Genomic DNA, 13,885 nt, shown 5'->3' with positions numbered 1-13,885 from the left:
CGAGCCTAGGCGGACGCCGGTGCGTCGAGGTGCGCTGCGAGGACGTCCCGCACGCTCGTCCAGCGGTGCGGCCCGTAGCGGTCGTTCGCCACGTGGTGCAGCTCGGCCTCGCCGCTGAACATGCTGACGAAGTACTGCATCCCCTGCCACGCGGGGAACGGTTCCTCGTCCCCGGCGCTCGACAGCCGTCGGCCGATGCGTGCCATCCCGGAGAGGGTGCTCGCGGTCCCGGCCCACTGCGTCCGGAAGCGCGTGCCGGTGAGCTGCGACAGGGTGTCCGCGACGCTCCTGGCCGTCACCCGGTCCCCGGCGACCTCGACGTACCGCGGTGCGTCCGGGTCGAGCGCGGCGAGCGCCGTCACCCGTGCGGTGTCGTCCTTCGTCGTGAAGTCGAGCACCTGGTCGGCGGACGACCAGTACAGGACCGTGCGACGGTCGAACAGGATCATCGGGGCCTGTCCGGTGAGCATGTCGGTGAAGGCACCGTTCAGGACCGAGGTGGCCCGGACGGGTGCGGCGTCGACGGTCGCGGCGAACTCGCGGCGCAGTTCGAAGTTGCGGTTGGTCCCGGGGGTGATCGCCCGGTAGTCGGCGGAGTAGTCCGACGGGACGAACCGCGGCACCCCGGCGGCGACGGCCGCGCGGAGCAGCGCGGTCTGCGCGTCGACGATCACGGACCGGGTGCCGCTCACCGCGGAGACGGCGACGTCGACCCCGGCGAGCGCCGACACGAGCGCGTCGTGGTCGTCGTAGGCGGCGCTGACGACCGACACCCGGTCGGACGCGGCGGCGAGCCGATCTGCGGCGGGCGAGGAGCCCGACCGGGTGAGCACCCGGACGCGCACGTCGGGGTCGTGGTCGAGGAGTGCGCGGACGATGCGCGCACCGAGGTCGCCGGTGGCGCCGGCGACGAGGACGGTGGTGGTCATGTCCCCGACGGTACGCACGTGCGGCGGTCGCGGCACCGGCTTGCATCCTTCGGTGGAGGTCCCGGGATGCGTCCCTCCGCCGGTCGTCCCGGCGGACGGCCGTTCCTAGCGTGGACGGCATGACGAACACCACCGAAGTCCGGCCCGGCGCCGGCACCGTCGTCCCCGAACGGACGGGGGTCGCGGGCCTGGTCGTCCGGCACCCGCTCGCCTCCTTCGCCACCCTGGCGCTCGGCCTCAGCTGGCTCGCCTGGGTGCCGTACATCCTGAGCCCGCACGGTCTGGGCGTGTGGGACCTGCACTTCCCGGAGTTCCTCGGCACCGCGCAGTTCACCGGCGTCCTGCCCGGGGCGCTCCTCGGTCCGCTCGGCGGCGCCTTCGTCGTCACGGCGATCGCCGACGGTCGGCCGGGGCTGCGGCGGTGGGTCGGTCGCCTCTGGCGCTGGCGGGTCGCCTGGTACTGGTACGCACTGGCCCTGGTCGGCGTCCCGGCGCTCATCGTCCTGACGGGCCTGCCCTTCTCGGGCGGGAACGTCCAGGCGCCGACCGCCCTCGCCCTGCTCGCCCTCGTGCCGGGTCTCGTGGTGCAGCTGTTCACCACGGGTCTGTCGGAGGAGCCCGGCTGGCGTGACTTCGCCCTCCCCCGCCTGCAGGACCGCTTCGGACCGCTCGGTGCCGCCGCCGTGCTCGGCCCGCTGTGGGCGCTCTGGCACATGCCGCTGTACCTGTCGGACTGGGGCGGGTGGCCGGACGCACACTGGTCGGAGCCGGTCGTCTTCGCGCTCTTCACGATCACCTTCAACGTCGTCATGACGTGGGTCTTCAACCGGACCGGTGAGAGCCTGCCGGTCGCGCTCCTGCTGCACGTCGGGGTGAACAACACGATCTCGACCCTCTGGGCCGACATGTACCCGGGGATGACCGCCGGCACGATGATGCAGGGGCTCACCATCGTCTCGACGGTGGCCGCCGCGGTCCTGCTGGTCGCCACCCGTGGTCGGCTCGGGTACGACCGCCGGCCGGGAGGCACGGATCGCCTCCCGACGCCGGCCCCCGCCCGCCTCGTAGGATCGAACGATGGCACCCGCTGAAGCGAGTGCGGCTCGCGTCGCCGCCGACTCCCGCACCGCGCGGGTCGGCGGCGACCGTCGCCTCCGTCGGAACGACGTCCTGGTCGCCGTCGCGACCGCCGTCGTCTCGCTCGGACTGCTGCTCGGGCTGCCCTTCCTGGACCGGATCGACCCGGACACCGTCGGTCCACGCCTCGACGCCCCGACGGTCGGCAGCGGGGCCTGGCTGCTCGCCGCCCTCGGGCTCCTCGTGCAGTCCGCGGTCCTGCTCGCCGCGCGACCCGCCCCCCGGGTCTCCCTCGTCGCGGTCGCCGCGGTCCCGGTCATCGCAGTGTCCGCCACCCACGAGAGCAGCGACGTGTTCGGCCTGGCCGCGCTCCCGGTCGTGGTCGCCGTCGTCCTGACCGCCCTGCGCGTCCCGTTCGGACGGCTCTGGCCTCCACTGGTCGTCGCGGCGGGTCTCGTCGCGACGGGCACCGCGGAGAACTGGATCCTCCTGCACGGAGCGCTCTCGGGCCGCCCCGTGTCGGCCGCGGTGCTCGACGCCGCACCGCAGGGGTTCACCCAGGCGGTCGGGGCCGTCGGACTCCCGCTCGTCGTCGCCCTGGTCGTCCGGTCGCGGCGCGACGTGCGGGCGGCACGGGAGGCCGAGGTCGCTGCCCGCACCGCCGAGGCCTCGGCCGTCGTCCGCGAGCAGGATGCCCGCGTCGACGCCGCCGTCTCGCGCGAACGGACCGCGATGGCGCGGGAGCTGCACGACATCGCGGCGCACCACCTGTCCGGCATCGCCCTCATGTCGGCCGTGATCGACCGGCAGATCGACACCGACCCGGCCGCCGCCCACGAGGGCGTCCGCCAGGTGCGGGAGCAGAGCACCGCGGTGCTCGAGGACCTCCGTCGCCTGGTCGGCCTGCTCCGCGACGACGCCCCGGCCGAACGCGCCGTGGAGACCGTCGCCGGGATCGTCGACCTGGTCGAGCGCGCCCGGTACCGGTCCGCGGTGCGCCTCGAGGTCCTGCCGGGCGACCGCGAGCTGGCCGACGGCGTGGGGCCGCTCGCGCAGCTCGCCGCCTACCGGACGGTGCAGGAGGCGCTCGCGAACGCGGCCCTGCACGCTCCGGGGGCCGAGGTGACCGTCACGGTGGACGACCGTGACGAGGAGCGCCTGATGCTCACCGTCGAGAACGGGGCGCCCGCCGCACCGGCGTCGGGGAGCACGGCAGCGGGTGGGAACGGACTGCGCGGCATGCGCGAGCGGGCGGACCTGGTGGGGGCGCGCCTCCAGACCGGTCCGACGGAGACGGGAGGCTGGTCGGTGACGCTGGGACTCGGACGTGAGTCGGCGGAGGTGCCCCGGTGATCCGGGTCCTGGTGGCGGACGACCAGCCGCTGGTGCGGGCGGGGATGTCGGCCCTGCTCGCGGCCGAGCCCGACGTCGAGGTCGTCGGTGTGGCGGCGGACGGCGGCGAGGCCCTCGCGCTGGCGCGGAGCACACGGCCGGACGTGGCGGTGCTCGACATCCGGATGCCGGTGCGGAACGGCATCGAGGTCGCCCGCGAGCTCTGCGCGCCCGACGCCGACCCCGCCGTGCCGGTGTTGATGCTGACGACCTTCGACCTCGACGACCTGGTGTTCGGCGCGCTCGAGGCCGGGGCGTCCGGGTTCCTGCTCAAGGACGCCGAGCCCGACGTGATCGTCGACGCCGTCCGGCAGGTCGCCGCGGGCAACGGCACCATCGACCAGACCCTCACCCGGCGGGTCCTGCGGGAGTTCGTCTCGCGGCGGAGCCTCCAGCCGGTGACCGGCGACCGGGCGTCGGAGGTGCTGACCGCGCGCGAGCGGGACGTGCTGCTGCTCCTCGCGCAGGGGATGTCGAACGAGGAGATCGCGGCGGCACTCGTCGTCGAGGTGTCCACGGTGAAGTCCCACCTGGCGCGGATGCTCCCGAAGCTCGGGGTCCGGTCGCGCCTGCAGGCCGTGGTGTGGGCGTACCAGAACCGGGTGGTGGCGGTCCCCGAGGGGTGAGGGGCGCATGTGGCAGCAGGTCGGATCGGGCGTACCTGATCATTCCGGGCGTACCTGGTCGTCCCGGTTCACCCGGTACGCACGTTCCTCCCCGGAACAGCAGTCGTTCTGGGAAGGAACGGGCGCGTGCTCAGCCGAGGCAGTGCGCCAGGACCGCCTGCTGCACCGCCAGGAGCGCACGCTTGGCCCCGTGACCCACGAAGGCCGGGCTCGCGATCGCGTCGTCGCTGAGCTCGCGACCGCGCACGAACGGCGGACACGGGGCGAACCGGACCCCGGCGGGGGCGAGCGCCAGGACGTCCGCGGTGACCCGGTAGGGCTCGAGAGCAGCGGCGTGCCGACCGGGTCCGTCGGTCAGGACGACGTCCGCGTCGGCCATCGCCCCAGCGAGGTCGTCCGTCCACCGCGCACCCGGCGCGGCCAGCCCTGCGGGGCAGCACTGGAGCAGATCGAACCCGAACAGCCGTGACGCCTCGGCCCAGGCACGCGCGATGTTGCCGTCGGCGCCGACGAACCGCACACGAAGCGAGCCGACATCGTGCCCACGGGTGAGGGCCCACAGGTCCGCGAGCACCTCGCACGGGTGGTTCTCGCTCGTCATCGCGTTGACGACCGGGAGGGTGCCGGCGGCAGCGAGCGTGTCGAGCACCCCGAGGTCCGGGTGCCGGACCACGAGGACGTCGACGAACTGGGCGAGGTACCCGGCGACGTCCTCGAGTGCCTCGTCCTTGTCGAGCGACTCCGGTGGGAAGACGATCGGCTGCATCCCCGCGAGCGAAGCGCCGCGCTCGAACGATGCCCGGGTCCGCAGGCTCGTCGGCGGGAAGAACATCGCGGCGGCTCCGCCCAGGATCGGACCGCTCCCGTCCTGGTACGCGCGAGCGAGGGAGAACACGGCGTCGACGTCGTCAGGGGTCCAGTCGTCGAGTCGCAGCAGGTGACGCATCCAGCCACGCTACGTCTCACGGCCTGCCAGCGCCGCCCGCCGCCCTGATCGCGGACCACACCGCCGCCCGGACACCGTCGGCACCGTCGCGAGCCGGTTCGACGAGGACGGCACGCATGCCGGCAGCGTGTGCACCCGCGACGTCCACCTCCGGGTCGTCACCGACGAGGAGACACTCCGCCACATGGACCCCGAGCGCTGTGGCCACCGCCGCGAAGGCCGCCGGGTCCGGTTTGGCAGCCCCGATCCCCTCCGAGGAGCACACGACGTCGAGGTGCCGGTCGAGGCCGGTGACCGCCAGCTTGTCCCGCTGCTGTTCCTCGGTCCCGTTGGTCAGCAGGCCGACACGGAGGCCGGTCGCACGGATCTGCTCGACCAGCTCCACGCTCCCGTCGAACAACCGCCAGGCCGATCGGTACTCCGCGAGGTACCGGCCGAAGAGCGCGTCCGCGACGTCGGTGTCGTGCGGCGGTGACAGCCCGGCGAACGGCAGCACGTCGGCCAGACGAGTGCGGCGTTGGGTGGCGAAGTCGATCTCGCCCTGTCGCCACCGGTCGAAGTGACGGCGCTCCGCGTCGCCCCAGGCCGCGACCACCGCGTCGGACGCGTCGACACCGAGGCCGGCGAAGAAGCGTCGGACCGCCGTCCCCGAGGCCCCGGCATGGTCGAACAGCGTTCCGTCGAGGTCGAAGACGACCGCGAGGAGCGCGGTCACCCGCCGACCACGGCCACGACGGCGTCGACCGCGGCCGCCACGGCACGCTCGCGCACGACGGGGTCCTCGTGCTCGGACTCGTGGACGAACGCGGTGGCACCACGGACCGCGCCGCAGTAGTCCACGACCCCGTGCTCGAGCTGCGTCCGGAGTGCCTCGGCGTACCCGTGCCGCTCGTACACCCCGGCGTCGTCGCCGGCGATCGGGACGAGGTGCACCGTGAGCCGTCCGAGCCGACGCTCGATCCGTCCGTCGTCCCCGACGCCGAAGGCCCACCCGTTCACGAACACCCGGTCGAGCCACCCCTTGAGCAGCGCCGGGACGGACCACCACCACACCGGGAACACGAGCACGAGGTGGTCCGCCCGGTCGAGCCGTGCTTGCTCGGCTGCCACGTCGGACGCGGGGTCCTTCCCGGTCCGGTACGTGTGCCGGTCCGCCGCGGTGAAGCGCGGATCGAAGCCCTCGGCGGCGAGGTCGGCGAGCTCGACCGGGCCGGACGCGGCGAGGGCGTCGCGGAGGCGCCGAGCCACGGCGAGCGTCAGCGAGTCGGGGTCGGGATGGGCGGTCACGATGAGGGTCGGCACGACCCCATGATGCCGAGGCACGGTGGACGGACACCGACCCGTGGGACGATTGCCGGATGACCGCCACGCTCGTCGCCAAGGACCTCGCCGGCGGGTACGCCGCACGCACGCTCTTCGAGGGTCTCGACCTCACCGTCGCCCCCGGTGACGTGATCGGTCTGGTCGGGGTGAACGGTGCCGGCAAGTCGACGCTGCTGCGCCTGCTCGCCGGGGTCGACGAGCCCCTCGCCGGCACCGTGTCGACGAACCCGCCCGACGCCTTCGTGGGCTGGCTCCCGCAGGAGCACGAACGCGTCGTGGGCGAGACCGTCGCCGCGTACGTCGCCCGCCGCACCGGGTGCGCCGACGCCACCGCCGACATGGACCGCGCAGCCGAGGCCCTGGGCGACCCCGACGCCGAGGACGCCGCGGCCGACCGGTACTCCGTCGCGCTCGAGCGCTGGCTCGCGTCCGGTGCCGCCGACCTCGAGGAACGACTGCCCGTGGTGCTCGGCGAACTGGGTCTGGACGTGACGGCGGACGGCGCAGGCGTCGGACCGGACTCGCCGATGACGGCGCTGTCCGGCGGGCAGGCGGCCCGGGTGGGACTGGCCGCGCTGCTGCTCTCCCGCTTCGACGTGGTGCTCCTCGACGAGCCGACGAACGACCTCGACCTCGAGGGGCTCGACCGGCTGGAGCAGTTCGTCCGCGGCCTCCGCGGCGGCGCCGTGCTGGTCAGCCACGACCGCGAGTTCCTCGCCCGGTCGGTGACGGCGGTCCTCGAGCTCGACCTCGCCCAGTCGTCGCACCGGCTGTTCGGCGGCGGGTACGAGGCGTACCTCGAGGAGCGCGAGATCGCCCGCCAGCACAAGCGGGACGCGTACGACGAGTACGCCGCCACGAAGGCCGACCTCGTCTCGCGCGCCCGGACGCAGCGCGAGTGGTCGAGCCAGGGCGTGCGGAACGCCATGAAGAAGGCGCCGGACAACGACAAGATCCGCCGGAAGGCCGCGAGTGAGTCGAGCGAGAAGCAGGCGCAGAAGGTGCGGCAGATGGAGTCGCGCATCGCCCGGCTCGACGAGGTCGAGGAGCCCCGCAAGGAGTGGCAGCTCGCCTTCACCATCGGCAGCGCCCCGCGCTCGTCGGCGGTCGTCGCCACCCTGTCCGACGCGGTCTACGAGCAGGGCGACTTCACGCTCGGCCCGGTGTCGCTGCAGGTCTCCGGTGGCGACCGCATCGGCATCACCGGTCCGAACGGCGCCGGCAAGTCGACGCTGCTCCGGGCGCTGCTCGGCCGCACCGCGCCGACGACCGGGTCCGCGTCCCTCGGGTCGAGCGTCGCGGTCGGCGAGGTCGACCAGGCCCGCGCGGCGTTCACCGGCGAACAGCCCCTCGCCGCGGCGTTCGAGGACCTGGTCCCCGAGATGACGACGGCCGACGTCCGGACCCTCCTCGCGAAGTTCGGGTTGAAGGCCGACCACGTCGGACGCCCCTCGTCGGCGCTGTCCCCGGGCGAGCGGACGCGCGCTGGTCTCGCCCTGCTGCAGGCCCGCGGCGTGAACGTGCTCGTGCTCGACGAGCCGACGAACCACCTCGACCTCGCCGCGATCGAGCAGCTCGAGCAGGCGCTGGAGTCCTACGACGGCACCCTGCTGCTCGTCACCCACGACCGGCGGATGCTCGACACCGTGCGGTTGGACCGGCGGTGGCGGGTCGAGGCGGGTCGCGTCACCGAGGGCTGAAGAGGAAGGTCGGGCGCGCTCCGCTCAGCGGCCACGCGAAGCGTTGCGCGGGGCGCGCCGACCGAGCCTGCGAGGGAGGACCGTGGCGGGGTCCGCCACGCGCCTCCCGACCGACACCGGTGCCGTCAGTGCGCGGAACGGTGGAACGGGCAGCCGCCGGAGCGGCCGGTGGCCGCGCCGCGGCGCGCGACGCGTCCGCCGGACGCCGGCTTCGTCGGCATACGCCGACGGTCGACGTCGAGCCCGGTGTCGAGCACCTCGAGCCGGGGGTCACCGAGCACCGCGACCGCGGTGGCGAGGGCCGCGACCGCGACCTTCTCCCCCGGGCACCGGTGTCCGGTCGCGACGTCCGCGCCGCCGTGGGGCACGAAGGTCCGCACGGCCTCGACGTCGTCCCAGCTCGTGACGTCGAGCCAGCGCGACGGGTCGAACCGGTCGGCGTCCGACCACGAGCGGTCGTCGGTGTCCGTGCCGAGGACGTCGAGCACCACCCGGCCGCCGGCGCGGACGCGCTCCCCGTCGAGCTCGACGTCCTCGGTCGCCCAGGCGGGCAGCACGGGCACGAACGGCGCGGTGCGGCGGATCTCCTGCGCGAACGCGACGGCAACGGGCCCGTCGACCAGGGAGCCGCGCTCGACGGTCTCCTCGGCGATCCGCCGGCGCCACTCCGGCCGGTCGTGCAGCTCCTTCGCCGCGAACGCCACGAACCGGGCGACGGCGATCGCGGGTCGGATCGAGTTCTGCAGCTCGATGCCGGCGGTCCGCGGGGGCAGCAGCGCACCGTCCTGGTCGCGGTGCCAGGCCCACTCGTGGAGCGCCGTGCCCGCCGCGGGGTGCAGGCGCTCGCCCCGGACGGCCTCGACGAGCCGGGCTGCGTGCCGGTCCGACCAGTGCCGGTTCAGCGCCGCGAGCAGGTACTCCGGCGAGTAGGGCACGCCGAACCCGTCGACGACCTGCGCGAGCTTCGCCGCCCACCGAGTCTTCGCGGCGGGCGTGCCGGGCAGGCCCGCCCACCGCATCACCGCGCGACCGATCGCCCCGACCGCGGCGTCGTAGGCGCTCCGGCGTCCGCCCGCGAGCCAGGCGTCGCGCTCGCGGGACCACTCCTCGGCGAGGAAGGGCGTGAGGCGGCGGACCTGCTCGTCCTCGTAGGCGACGTCGACGAAGGTCGCCTTGCGGTGCCGGTGCTCGGCGCCGTCGAGCGAGTGCACCGACCCGACCCCGAACAGGGTGCGCTGCACGAGCGCCGGCATCGCCCCGTGCCGTCGCGTGCGAGAGCCGTCGTAGAAGAGGTCGACGCCCTCCTCGCCGCGCACGAGCAGTGCGGGCTTGCCGAGCAGCCGGAACGGGACCGCACGGGCGTCCGGTCGCGTGCGTCGCCAGAGGTGCGCGCCGAAGCCGTAGCCGCGGGTCAGGATGCCGAGGGAGTCGTCGATGGCCATGCCGCCCATGCTGCCGACCGCTCGGTGTCCGTCGGGTCAGACGGGAGCGGCCCGGCGTCGTCACGACGCGCCCGCGCGGTGCGGTCGCGGCCGCGATGTGGTCCACTGGTCCAGGGAGGGGTACATGCGACGCAGGACCTGGGGCATCACGATCGGCGCGGTGGCGGCGGCCGCGCTCGCCGCCGTCGGGATCGGTGCGGCGGTGCAGCCGTCGGCCCCCGTCGAGACCGCTGCCGCGCGCAGCACGGCGACCCCGACCCCGACACCGAGCCCCACCCCGACGCTCCCCGCGGTCCCGGCGGCGGCGTCCGAGGCCGAGCTCGCCGCCCTCCCCCTCGCCTTCCACGACGCGGTCGTGCCCGAGCTCCTCGACGGCAGCCACGTCCGGCCGGACAACCGCTGGGAGATCGCCACGCCGAAGCAGCGGCTCGTCGCGCTGTACGCCGACGCCGCGCCCGACGCCCGCCCGGTGGCGACCCTCGCGTCGACCGTGTCCACCATCGACACGCCCGCGGCGACCGCGGTCTGGGGCCGCTCGGCGGGACAGGACGGCGGCATGGTCCTCGTGTCGACGCCCGCCCGGAACCGGACGCCGGGCGACGGCGGTGACCCCACCGCGCCGAGTGCCACCTTCGCGTGGGCCCGTGCCGCCGACTTCGAGATCGCCCCGACGGACCGGATGATCCGGGTCGACGTCCAGGCCTCGACGGTGTCGGTGGTCGCCAGGGACGGCTCCGTGTCGGCGACCGAGGCGGCCCGGCTCGGCACCCCGGACGACCCGACACCGACCTCGACCGCCACCTACGTCGAGGCCGCCTACGTCGACGCCCGCGTGACCTACACGCAGGGCAACCCGATCATCCTCACCGGTGCGCACTCCTCGCGGATCCCGCAGTACGGCGGCAACGCGGCCCTGACCGCCCTGCACTACTACCCGGACCCGACCGGCAGCTCGCACGGGTGCGTGCGGATCTCCGCCGCGATGACGACGACCCTGTCGCAGCTGCCGGTCGGGACGGCGATCTGGTTCAGCTGACCGGCTGCAGGCCGAGGCGCACGACGACCTCGGCGGCCTCCTCGTCGGGCGACCGGTCCGCGGCCACCGTCAGGTGCGCCTCGTCCGGCTGCGGCGGTTCGAGCGTCGCCAACTGCGAGGCGAGGAGCGACGTCGGCATGAAGTGGCCGGACCGGGCGGTCATCCGCTGCTCGATGGTCCCGGTGTCACCGGCGACGTGCACGAACACCACGCCGGGCGCCCGCAGCACGTCCCGGTAGGAGCGCTTGAGCGCCGAGCAGGTCACGACGCCCGGGGTCCCCGTGTCGAGGTGCTCCCGGATCCAGGCCGCGACGAGGTCGAGCCACGGCCAGCGGTCGTCGTCCGTGAGCGGTGTGCCCGCATGCATCTTCTCGACGTTCGCCGCCGGGTGCATGTCGTCGCCCTCGGCGAGGTCCCACCCGAGCTGGTCGGCCAGGGTCGCGGCGAGGGTCGACTTGCCCGAGCCGGAGACGCCCATGACCACCAGGACCCGTGCCTCGGCGCCCGGCATCAGAAGAACACCCCGGCGATGAGCACGCCCACGAGGCCGATGACCGAGATGAGGCACTCGAGCACCGTCCACGTCTTGAACGTCTGGCCGACGGTGGTGCCGAGGTAGCCCTTGACGAGCCAGAACCCGGCGTCGTTGACGTGCGACAGGAAGACCGAGCCCGCGCCGATCGCGAGCACCAGGAGCGAGGTCTCCGGCGTCGACAGGTCTGCGGCGATCGGGGCCATGATGCCCGCCGCCGTCACGGTCGCGACGGTCGCCGAGCCGGTCGCGACGCGCACGAGCGCGGACACCACCCAGGCGACGAGCAGCACCGAGATGCCCGACTCCTGCACGGCGTCGGCGATCACGCCGCCGATGCCGGTGTCGATGAGGACCTGCTTGAACCCGCCGCCTGCGCCGACGATGAGCAGGACCCCGGCGACCGGGGGCAGGGCGTCCTCGAGCGACTTCGCGACCGCGCTCCGGCCCATGCCGCCACCGATCGCGAAGAACACCATCGCGAAGACGGTCGCGATGCCGATCGCGATGATCGGGCTGCCGAGGAAGTCGAGGAGCGAGACCCACGCACCGGCGGCGTCGGGCGCGGTCGCCTCGCGCACCGCCTGGGCGAGCATGAGGACGACGGGCAGCAGGATGCCGACGAGCGCGACCGCGAACGACGGGCTGCGCGGCTCAGTGATCACGCGGGTGAAGTCGCTCTTGCCGTTCGGCAGCGACGCGGTGTCCTGCGTGGCGGGGCCGCGGCGGGCCTCCCGGCCTGCGTGCGCGGGGTCGGACGACCCGGACCCGCGCGACCCGAACATGTCCGGGGCGGGGATGTCGACCCACCGTGCGGCGAACCGGGCGAAGACCGGGCCGGCCAGCACGATGACCGGGATCGCCAGGACGATGCCGAACGCGAGGGTCGTGCCGAGGTTCGCGCCGACGGTCGACACCGCGACGAGCGGGCCGGGGTGCGGCGGGACGAACGCGTGCATCGTGGACAGGCCGACGAGGGCGGGCACCGCGATCTTCATGATCGGGACGTCGCTGCGCTTGGCGACGAGCACGATGATCGGGATGAGGAGCACGAGGCCGACCTCGAAGAACATCGGCAGGCCGATCAGTGCGCCGATGAGCGCCATCGTCCACGGCAGCGCGGCCTTCGACGAGCGCCGCACGAGCGTGTCGACGACCCGGTCCGCGGCACCCGAGTCGACGAGCATCCGACCGAACATGGAGCCGAGGCCGACCAGGATCCCGACGCTCGTCATCGTGGCACCGAACCCCGTACCGAAGCTCGTGACCGCCTTGTCGGGGGCGAGACCGGCCCCGATGCCGACGCCGAGCGCACCGATCGTCAGCGCGACGAACGGGTGCACCTTGAGCCAGGTGATGAGCACGATGATCACCACGATGCCGAGCAGCGCCGCGGTGATCAGCTGTCCGATCGGACCGGAGGGGTCGACGGTCTGCGTGCCGCCGCCCTCGGCGGCCAGGACGGTCAGCCCGTGCAACGTGTCGACCGGCGCGGTTCCTCCGGTGGGTGCGTGAGGCATCGGTGCCCCTTCCTGGAGCCGCCGCTTCGCGGCTCCGTCGCCTTCGTGTGGGTGTCGTGAGGCCCGAGACGGTCGCGCGCAACGCCCGTCCCGAATAATCTGACAAATCAGACTCTACTGCCATGTGCCGCGCGGCACCCGCCCTGCGGCGCAGTCTGCCGCTTCGATGGAGACCGCGTCACACCGGCGCGTCCGACGTCCTGCACCGCACAACCGGAGGAACGATGACCACCGCCCGCGGGCTCCACGCCCACGTGCTCGAGACCCTCGGGCAGCGCATCGTCGACGGGGTGCTCGCCCCGGGGGCGGTCGTCCGGCCGGAGCTGGTCGCGTCCGAGTTCGGCGTGTCGCGGTCGGTCGTCCGCGAAGCCTCGCGCGTCCTGCAGTCGCTCGGCCTCGTCGAGCCCCGGCAGCGCGTCGGCACCCAGGTCCTCCCGACGACCTCGTGGGAGCTCCTCGCGCCGACGGTCATCCGGTGGCGCGGCGCGTCGCCGGCGTACTTCGTGCAGCAGCGGGAACTCCTGGAACTGCGGCTCGGCGTCGAACCCGTGGCAGCGGCCCTCGCGGCCGAGGTGCGGGGCGGACCCGCCGCCGGCGCCGCCGTGCTCGAGGCAGCCCGCGCCATGCTGGACGCCTGCGCGCGCGAGGACAGTCGCGCCTACCTGGAGGCGGACGTCCGCTTCCACCGTGCGCTCCTCACCGGGTCGGGCAACGCCGTCTTCGCCCACTTCGCCGGCACCGTCGAGGCGCTCCTGCGCACCCGCACCTCGGAGTCGCGGGACACGATCACGCGCTGGACGCTCGACGCGGCGGTCCGGCACGAGGCGGTGGCGCTCGCGGTCGTCGCCGGCGACGCCGCGGCCGCGGGCACGGCCGCCACGGCGCTGCTGCGCGTCACGCGCGACGAGTTCATCGCCGAGGCGCCCGGGTCCTGACCCGGTCCGCCGGCGACGGCCCGCCGCCCGCGGGTCGTTCCGGGCGTACCCGGTCGTTCCGGGAGTACCCGGTCGTTCCGGGAGTACCTGGTCGTTCCGGGAGTACCTGGTCGTACCGATCGACCAGGCATGCCCGATCCCACCAGCCACCGCACGGGTGATGGGAAGGAACGGGCGGACAGGAGGCGCGTGGCGGGCCCGGCCCGCGCCTCCCGTGCCGGATCGTGCTGCGCGGACCGGGCGCCGGGTCGTTCCGGGCGTACCTGGTCGTTCCGGGCGTACCTGGTCGTTCCGGACGTACCTGGGCGTCCCGGGAGTACCTGGTCGTTCCGATCGACCAGGTATGCCCGATCCCACCAGCCACCGCACGCGAGATGGGAAGGAACGGGCGGACGGGAGGCGCGTGGTGGCCCCGGCCCCGTGCCTC

The 13,885-nt window shown here is 74.0% G+C and carries 13 protein-coding genes; 6 read left to right on the top strand and 7 right to left on the bottom strand.

The annotated features are described in order from the left end of the window. Nucleotides 1-5 precede the first annotated feature (5 nt). Nucleotides 6-929: an NmrA family NAD(P)-binding protein gene (locus AB0N84_RS08455; protein ID WP_363545203.1), complete on the bottom strand. Its 924-nt coding sequence runs from the start codon at nucleotides 927-929 to the stop codon at nucleotides 6-8. A 119-nt stretch (nucleotides 930-1,048) separates the two neighbouring features. Between AB0N84_RS08455 and AB0N84_RS08450 the strand changes: the two genes are divergently transcribed. Genes AB0N84_RS08450 through AB0N84_RS08440 form a run of 3 tightly spaced genes read left to right on the top strand, consistent with a single transcriptional unit; the run spans nucleotide 1,049 to nucleotide 4,024 of the window. Beyond that, a complete protein-coding gene (locus AB0N84_RS08450; RefSeq protein ID WP_363545200.1) occupies nucleotides 1,049-2,020 on the top strand; it encodes a type II CAAX endopeptidase family protein in 972 nt (323 codons plus the stop codon). Then, the gene (locus tag AB0N84_RS08445) at nucleotides 2,007-3,359 is read left to right on the top strand and encodes a histidine kinase (RefSeq protein WP_363545197.1); all 1,353 of its coding nucleotides are present in this window, start codon (nucleotides 2,007-2,009) and stop codon (nucleotides 3,357-3,359) included. Before AB0N84_RS08450 ends, AB0N84_RS08445 begins: the two co-directional genes overlap by 14 nt. After that, nucleotides 3,356-4,024, top strand: a complete 669-nt coding sequence (locus AB0N84_RS08440; protein WP_182047569.1) for a response regulator transcription factor — start codon at nucleotides 3,356-3,358, stop codon at nucleotides 4,022-4,024. The genes AB0N84_RS08445 and AB0N84_RS08440 overlap by 4 nt, the downstream gene beginning before the upstream one ends. Before the next feature lie 130 nt (nucleotides 4,025-4,154). Here the strand turns inward: AB0N84_RS08440 and AB0N84_RS08435 are convergent, their stop codons facing one another. From AB0N84_RS08435 to AB0N84_RS08425, 3 genes are read right to left on the bottom strand one after another with little or no spacing between them, the layout of a single operon-like run. Continuing rightward, a complete protein-coding gene (locus AB0N84_RS08435) occupies nucleotides 4,155-4,970 on the bottom strand; it encodes an ornithine carbamoyltransferase (RefSeq protein WP_363545194.1) in 816 nt (271 codons plus the stop codon). A 16-nt stretch (nucleotides 4,971-4,986) separates the two neighbouring features. Further along, nucleotides 4,987-5,685: an HAD family hydrolase gene (locus AB0N84_RS08430; RefSeq protein WP_363545191.1), complete on the bottom strand. Its 699-nt coding sequence runs from the start codon at nucleotides 5,683-5,685 to the stop codon at nucleotides 4,987-4,989. Beyond that, nucleotides 5,682-6,272 (bottom strand): NAD(P)H-dependent oxidoreductase, encoded by a 591-nt coding sequence (locus AB0N84_RS08425; RefSeq protein WP_363545188.1) that lies wholly within the window; start codon nucleotides 6,270-6,272, stop codon nucleotides 5,682-5,684. The genes AB0N84_RS08430 and AB0N84_RS08425 overlap by 4 nt, the downstream gene beginning before the upstream one ends. A 56-nt stretch (nucleotides 6,273-6,328) precedes the next feature. Here AB0N84_RS08425 and AB0N84_RS08420 point away from each other — a divergent pair, with 56 nt between their 5' ends. Next, nucleotides 6,329-7,993 (top strand): ABC-F family ATP-binding cassette domain-containing protein, encoded by a 1,665-nt coding sequence (locus tag AB0N84_RS08420; protein WP_363545185.1) that lies wholly within the window; start codon nucleotides 6,329-6,331, stop codon nucleotides 7,991-7,993. Nucleotides 7,994-8,118: 125 nt separating this feature from the next. Here the strand turns inward: AB0N84_RS08420 and AB0N84_RS08415 are convergent, their stop codons facing one another. Next, nucleotides 8,119-9,435, bottom strand: a complete 1,317-nt coding sequence (locus tag AB0N84_RS08415; RefSeq protein ID WP_363545182.1) for a cytochrome P450 — start codon at nucleotides 9,433-9,435, stop codon at nucleotides 8,119-8,121. 124 nt (nucleotides 9,436-9,559) lie between these two features. On the opposite strand from AB0N84_RS08415, the gene AB0N84_RS08410 reads away from it, so the two are divergent. Next, a complete protein-coding gene (locus AB0N84_RS08410) occupies nucleotides 9,560-10,471 on the top strand; it encodes a L,D-transpeptidase (protein WP_182047573.1) in 912 nt (303 codons plus the stop codon). Here AB0N84_RS08410 and AB0N84_RS08405 read toward each other — a convergent pair. Together AB0N84_RS08405 and AB0N84_RS08400 are read right to left on the bottom strand one after the other, a co-directional pair. Continuing rightward, nucleotides 10,464-10,982, bottom strand: coding sequence for a gluconokinase (locus AB0N84_RS08405; protein WP_289458896.1), 519 nt, complete (start codon nucleotides 10,980-10,982; stop codon nucleotides 10,464-10,466). The genes AB0N84_RS08410 and AB0N84_RS08405 overlap by 8 nt on opposite strands. After that, nucleotides 10,982-12,523 (bottom strand): SLC13 family permease, encoded by a 1,542-nt coding sequence (locus AB0N84_RS08400; RefSeq protein ID WP_363545178.1) that lies wholly within the window; start codon nucleotides 12,521-12,523, stop codon nucleotides 10,982-10,984. The genes AB0N84_RS08405 and AB0N84_RS08400 overlap by 1 nt, the downstream gene beginning before the upstream one ends. A gap of 224 nt (nucleotides 12,524-12,747) precedes the next feature. Here AB0N84_RS08400 and AB0N84_RS08395 point away from each other — a divergent pair, with 224 nt between their 5' ends. After that, nucleotides 12,748-13,458, top strand: coding sequence for an FCD domain-containing protein (locus tag AB0N84_RS08395; RefSeq protein WP_363545175.1), 711 nt, complete (start codon nucleotides 12,748-12,750; stop codon nucleotides 13,456-13,458). Nucleotides 13,459-13,885: the final 427 nt, after the last annotated feature.

Origin of the sequence: Curtobacterium sp. NPDC089185, assembly GCF_040685235.1 — a bacterium.
In the GTDB taxonomy this organism is placed as follows: domain Bacteria; phylum Actinomycetota; class Actinomycetes; order Actinomycetales; family Microbacteriaceae; genus Curtobacterium; species Curtobacterium citri.
This window is presented reverse-complemented; position numbering and strand designations above follow the sequence as displayed.

Coding starts and splice junctions, on each gene's coding strand:
- AB0N84_RS08395 (WP_363545175.1), top strand. CDS start 12,748: ATGACCACCGCCCGCGGGCTCCACGCCCACGTGCTCGAGACCCTCGGG.
- AB0N84_RS08415 (WP_363545182.1), bottom strand. CDS start 9,435: ATGGCCATCGACGACTCCCTCGGCATCCTGACCCGCGGCTACGGCTTC.
- AB0N84_RS08405 (WP_289458896.1), bottom strand. CDS start 10,982: ATGCCGGGCGCCGAGGCACGGGTCCTGGTGGTCATGGGCGTCTCCGGC.
- AB0N84_RS08420 (WP_363545185.1), top strand. CDS start 6,329: ATGACCGCCACGCTCGTCGCCAAGGACCTCGCCGGCGGGTACGCCGCA.
- AB0N84_RS08410 (WP_182047573.1), top strand. CDS start 9,560: ATGCGACGCAGGACCTGGGGCATCACGATCGGCGCGGTGGCGGCGGCC.
- AB0N84_RS08400 (WP_363545178.1), bottom strand. CDS start 12,523: ATGCCTCACGCACCCACCGGAGGAACCGCGCCGGTCGACACGTTGCAC.
- AB0N84_RS08435 (WP_363545194.1), bottom strand. CDS start 4,970: ATGCGTCACCTGCTGCGACTCGACGACTGGACCCCTGACGACGTCGAC.
- AB0N84_RS08450 (WP_363545200.1), top strand. CDS start 1,049: ATGACGAACACCACCGAAGTCCGGCCCGGCGCCGGCACCGTCGTCCCC.
- AB0N84_RS08455 (WP_363545203.1), bottom strand. CDS start 929: ATGACCACCACCGTCCTCGTCGCCGGCGCCACCGGCGACCTCGGTGCG.
- AB0N84_RS08445 (WP_363545197.1), top strand. CDS start 2,007: ATGGCACCCGCTGAAGCGAGTGCGGCTCGCGTCGCCGCCGACTCCCGC.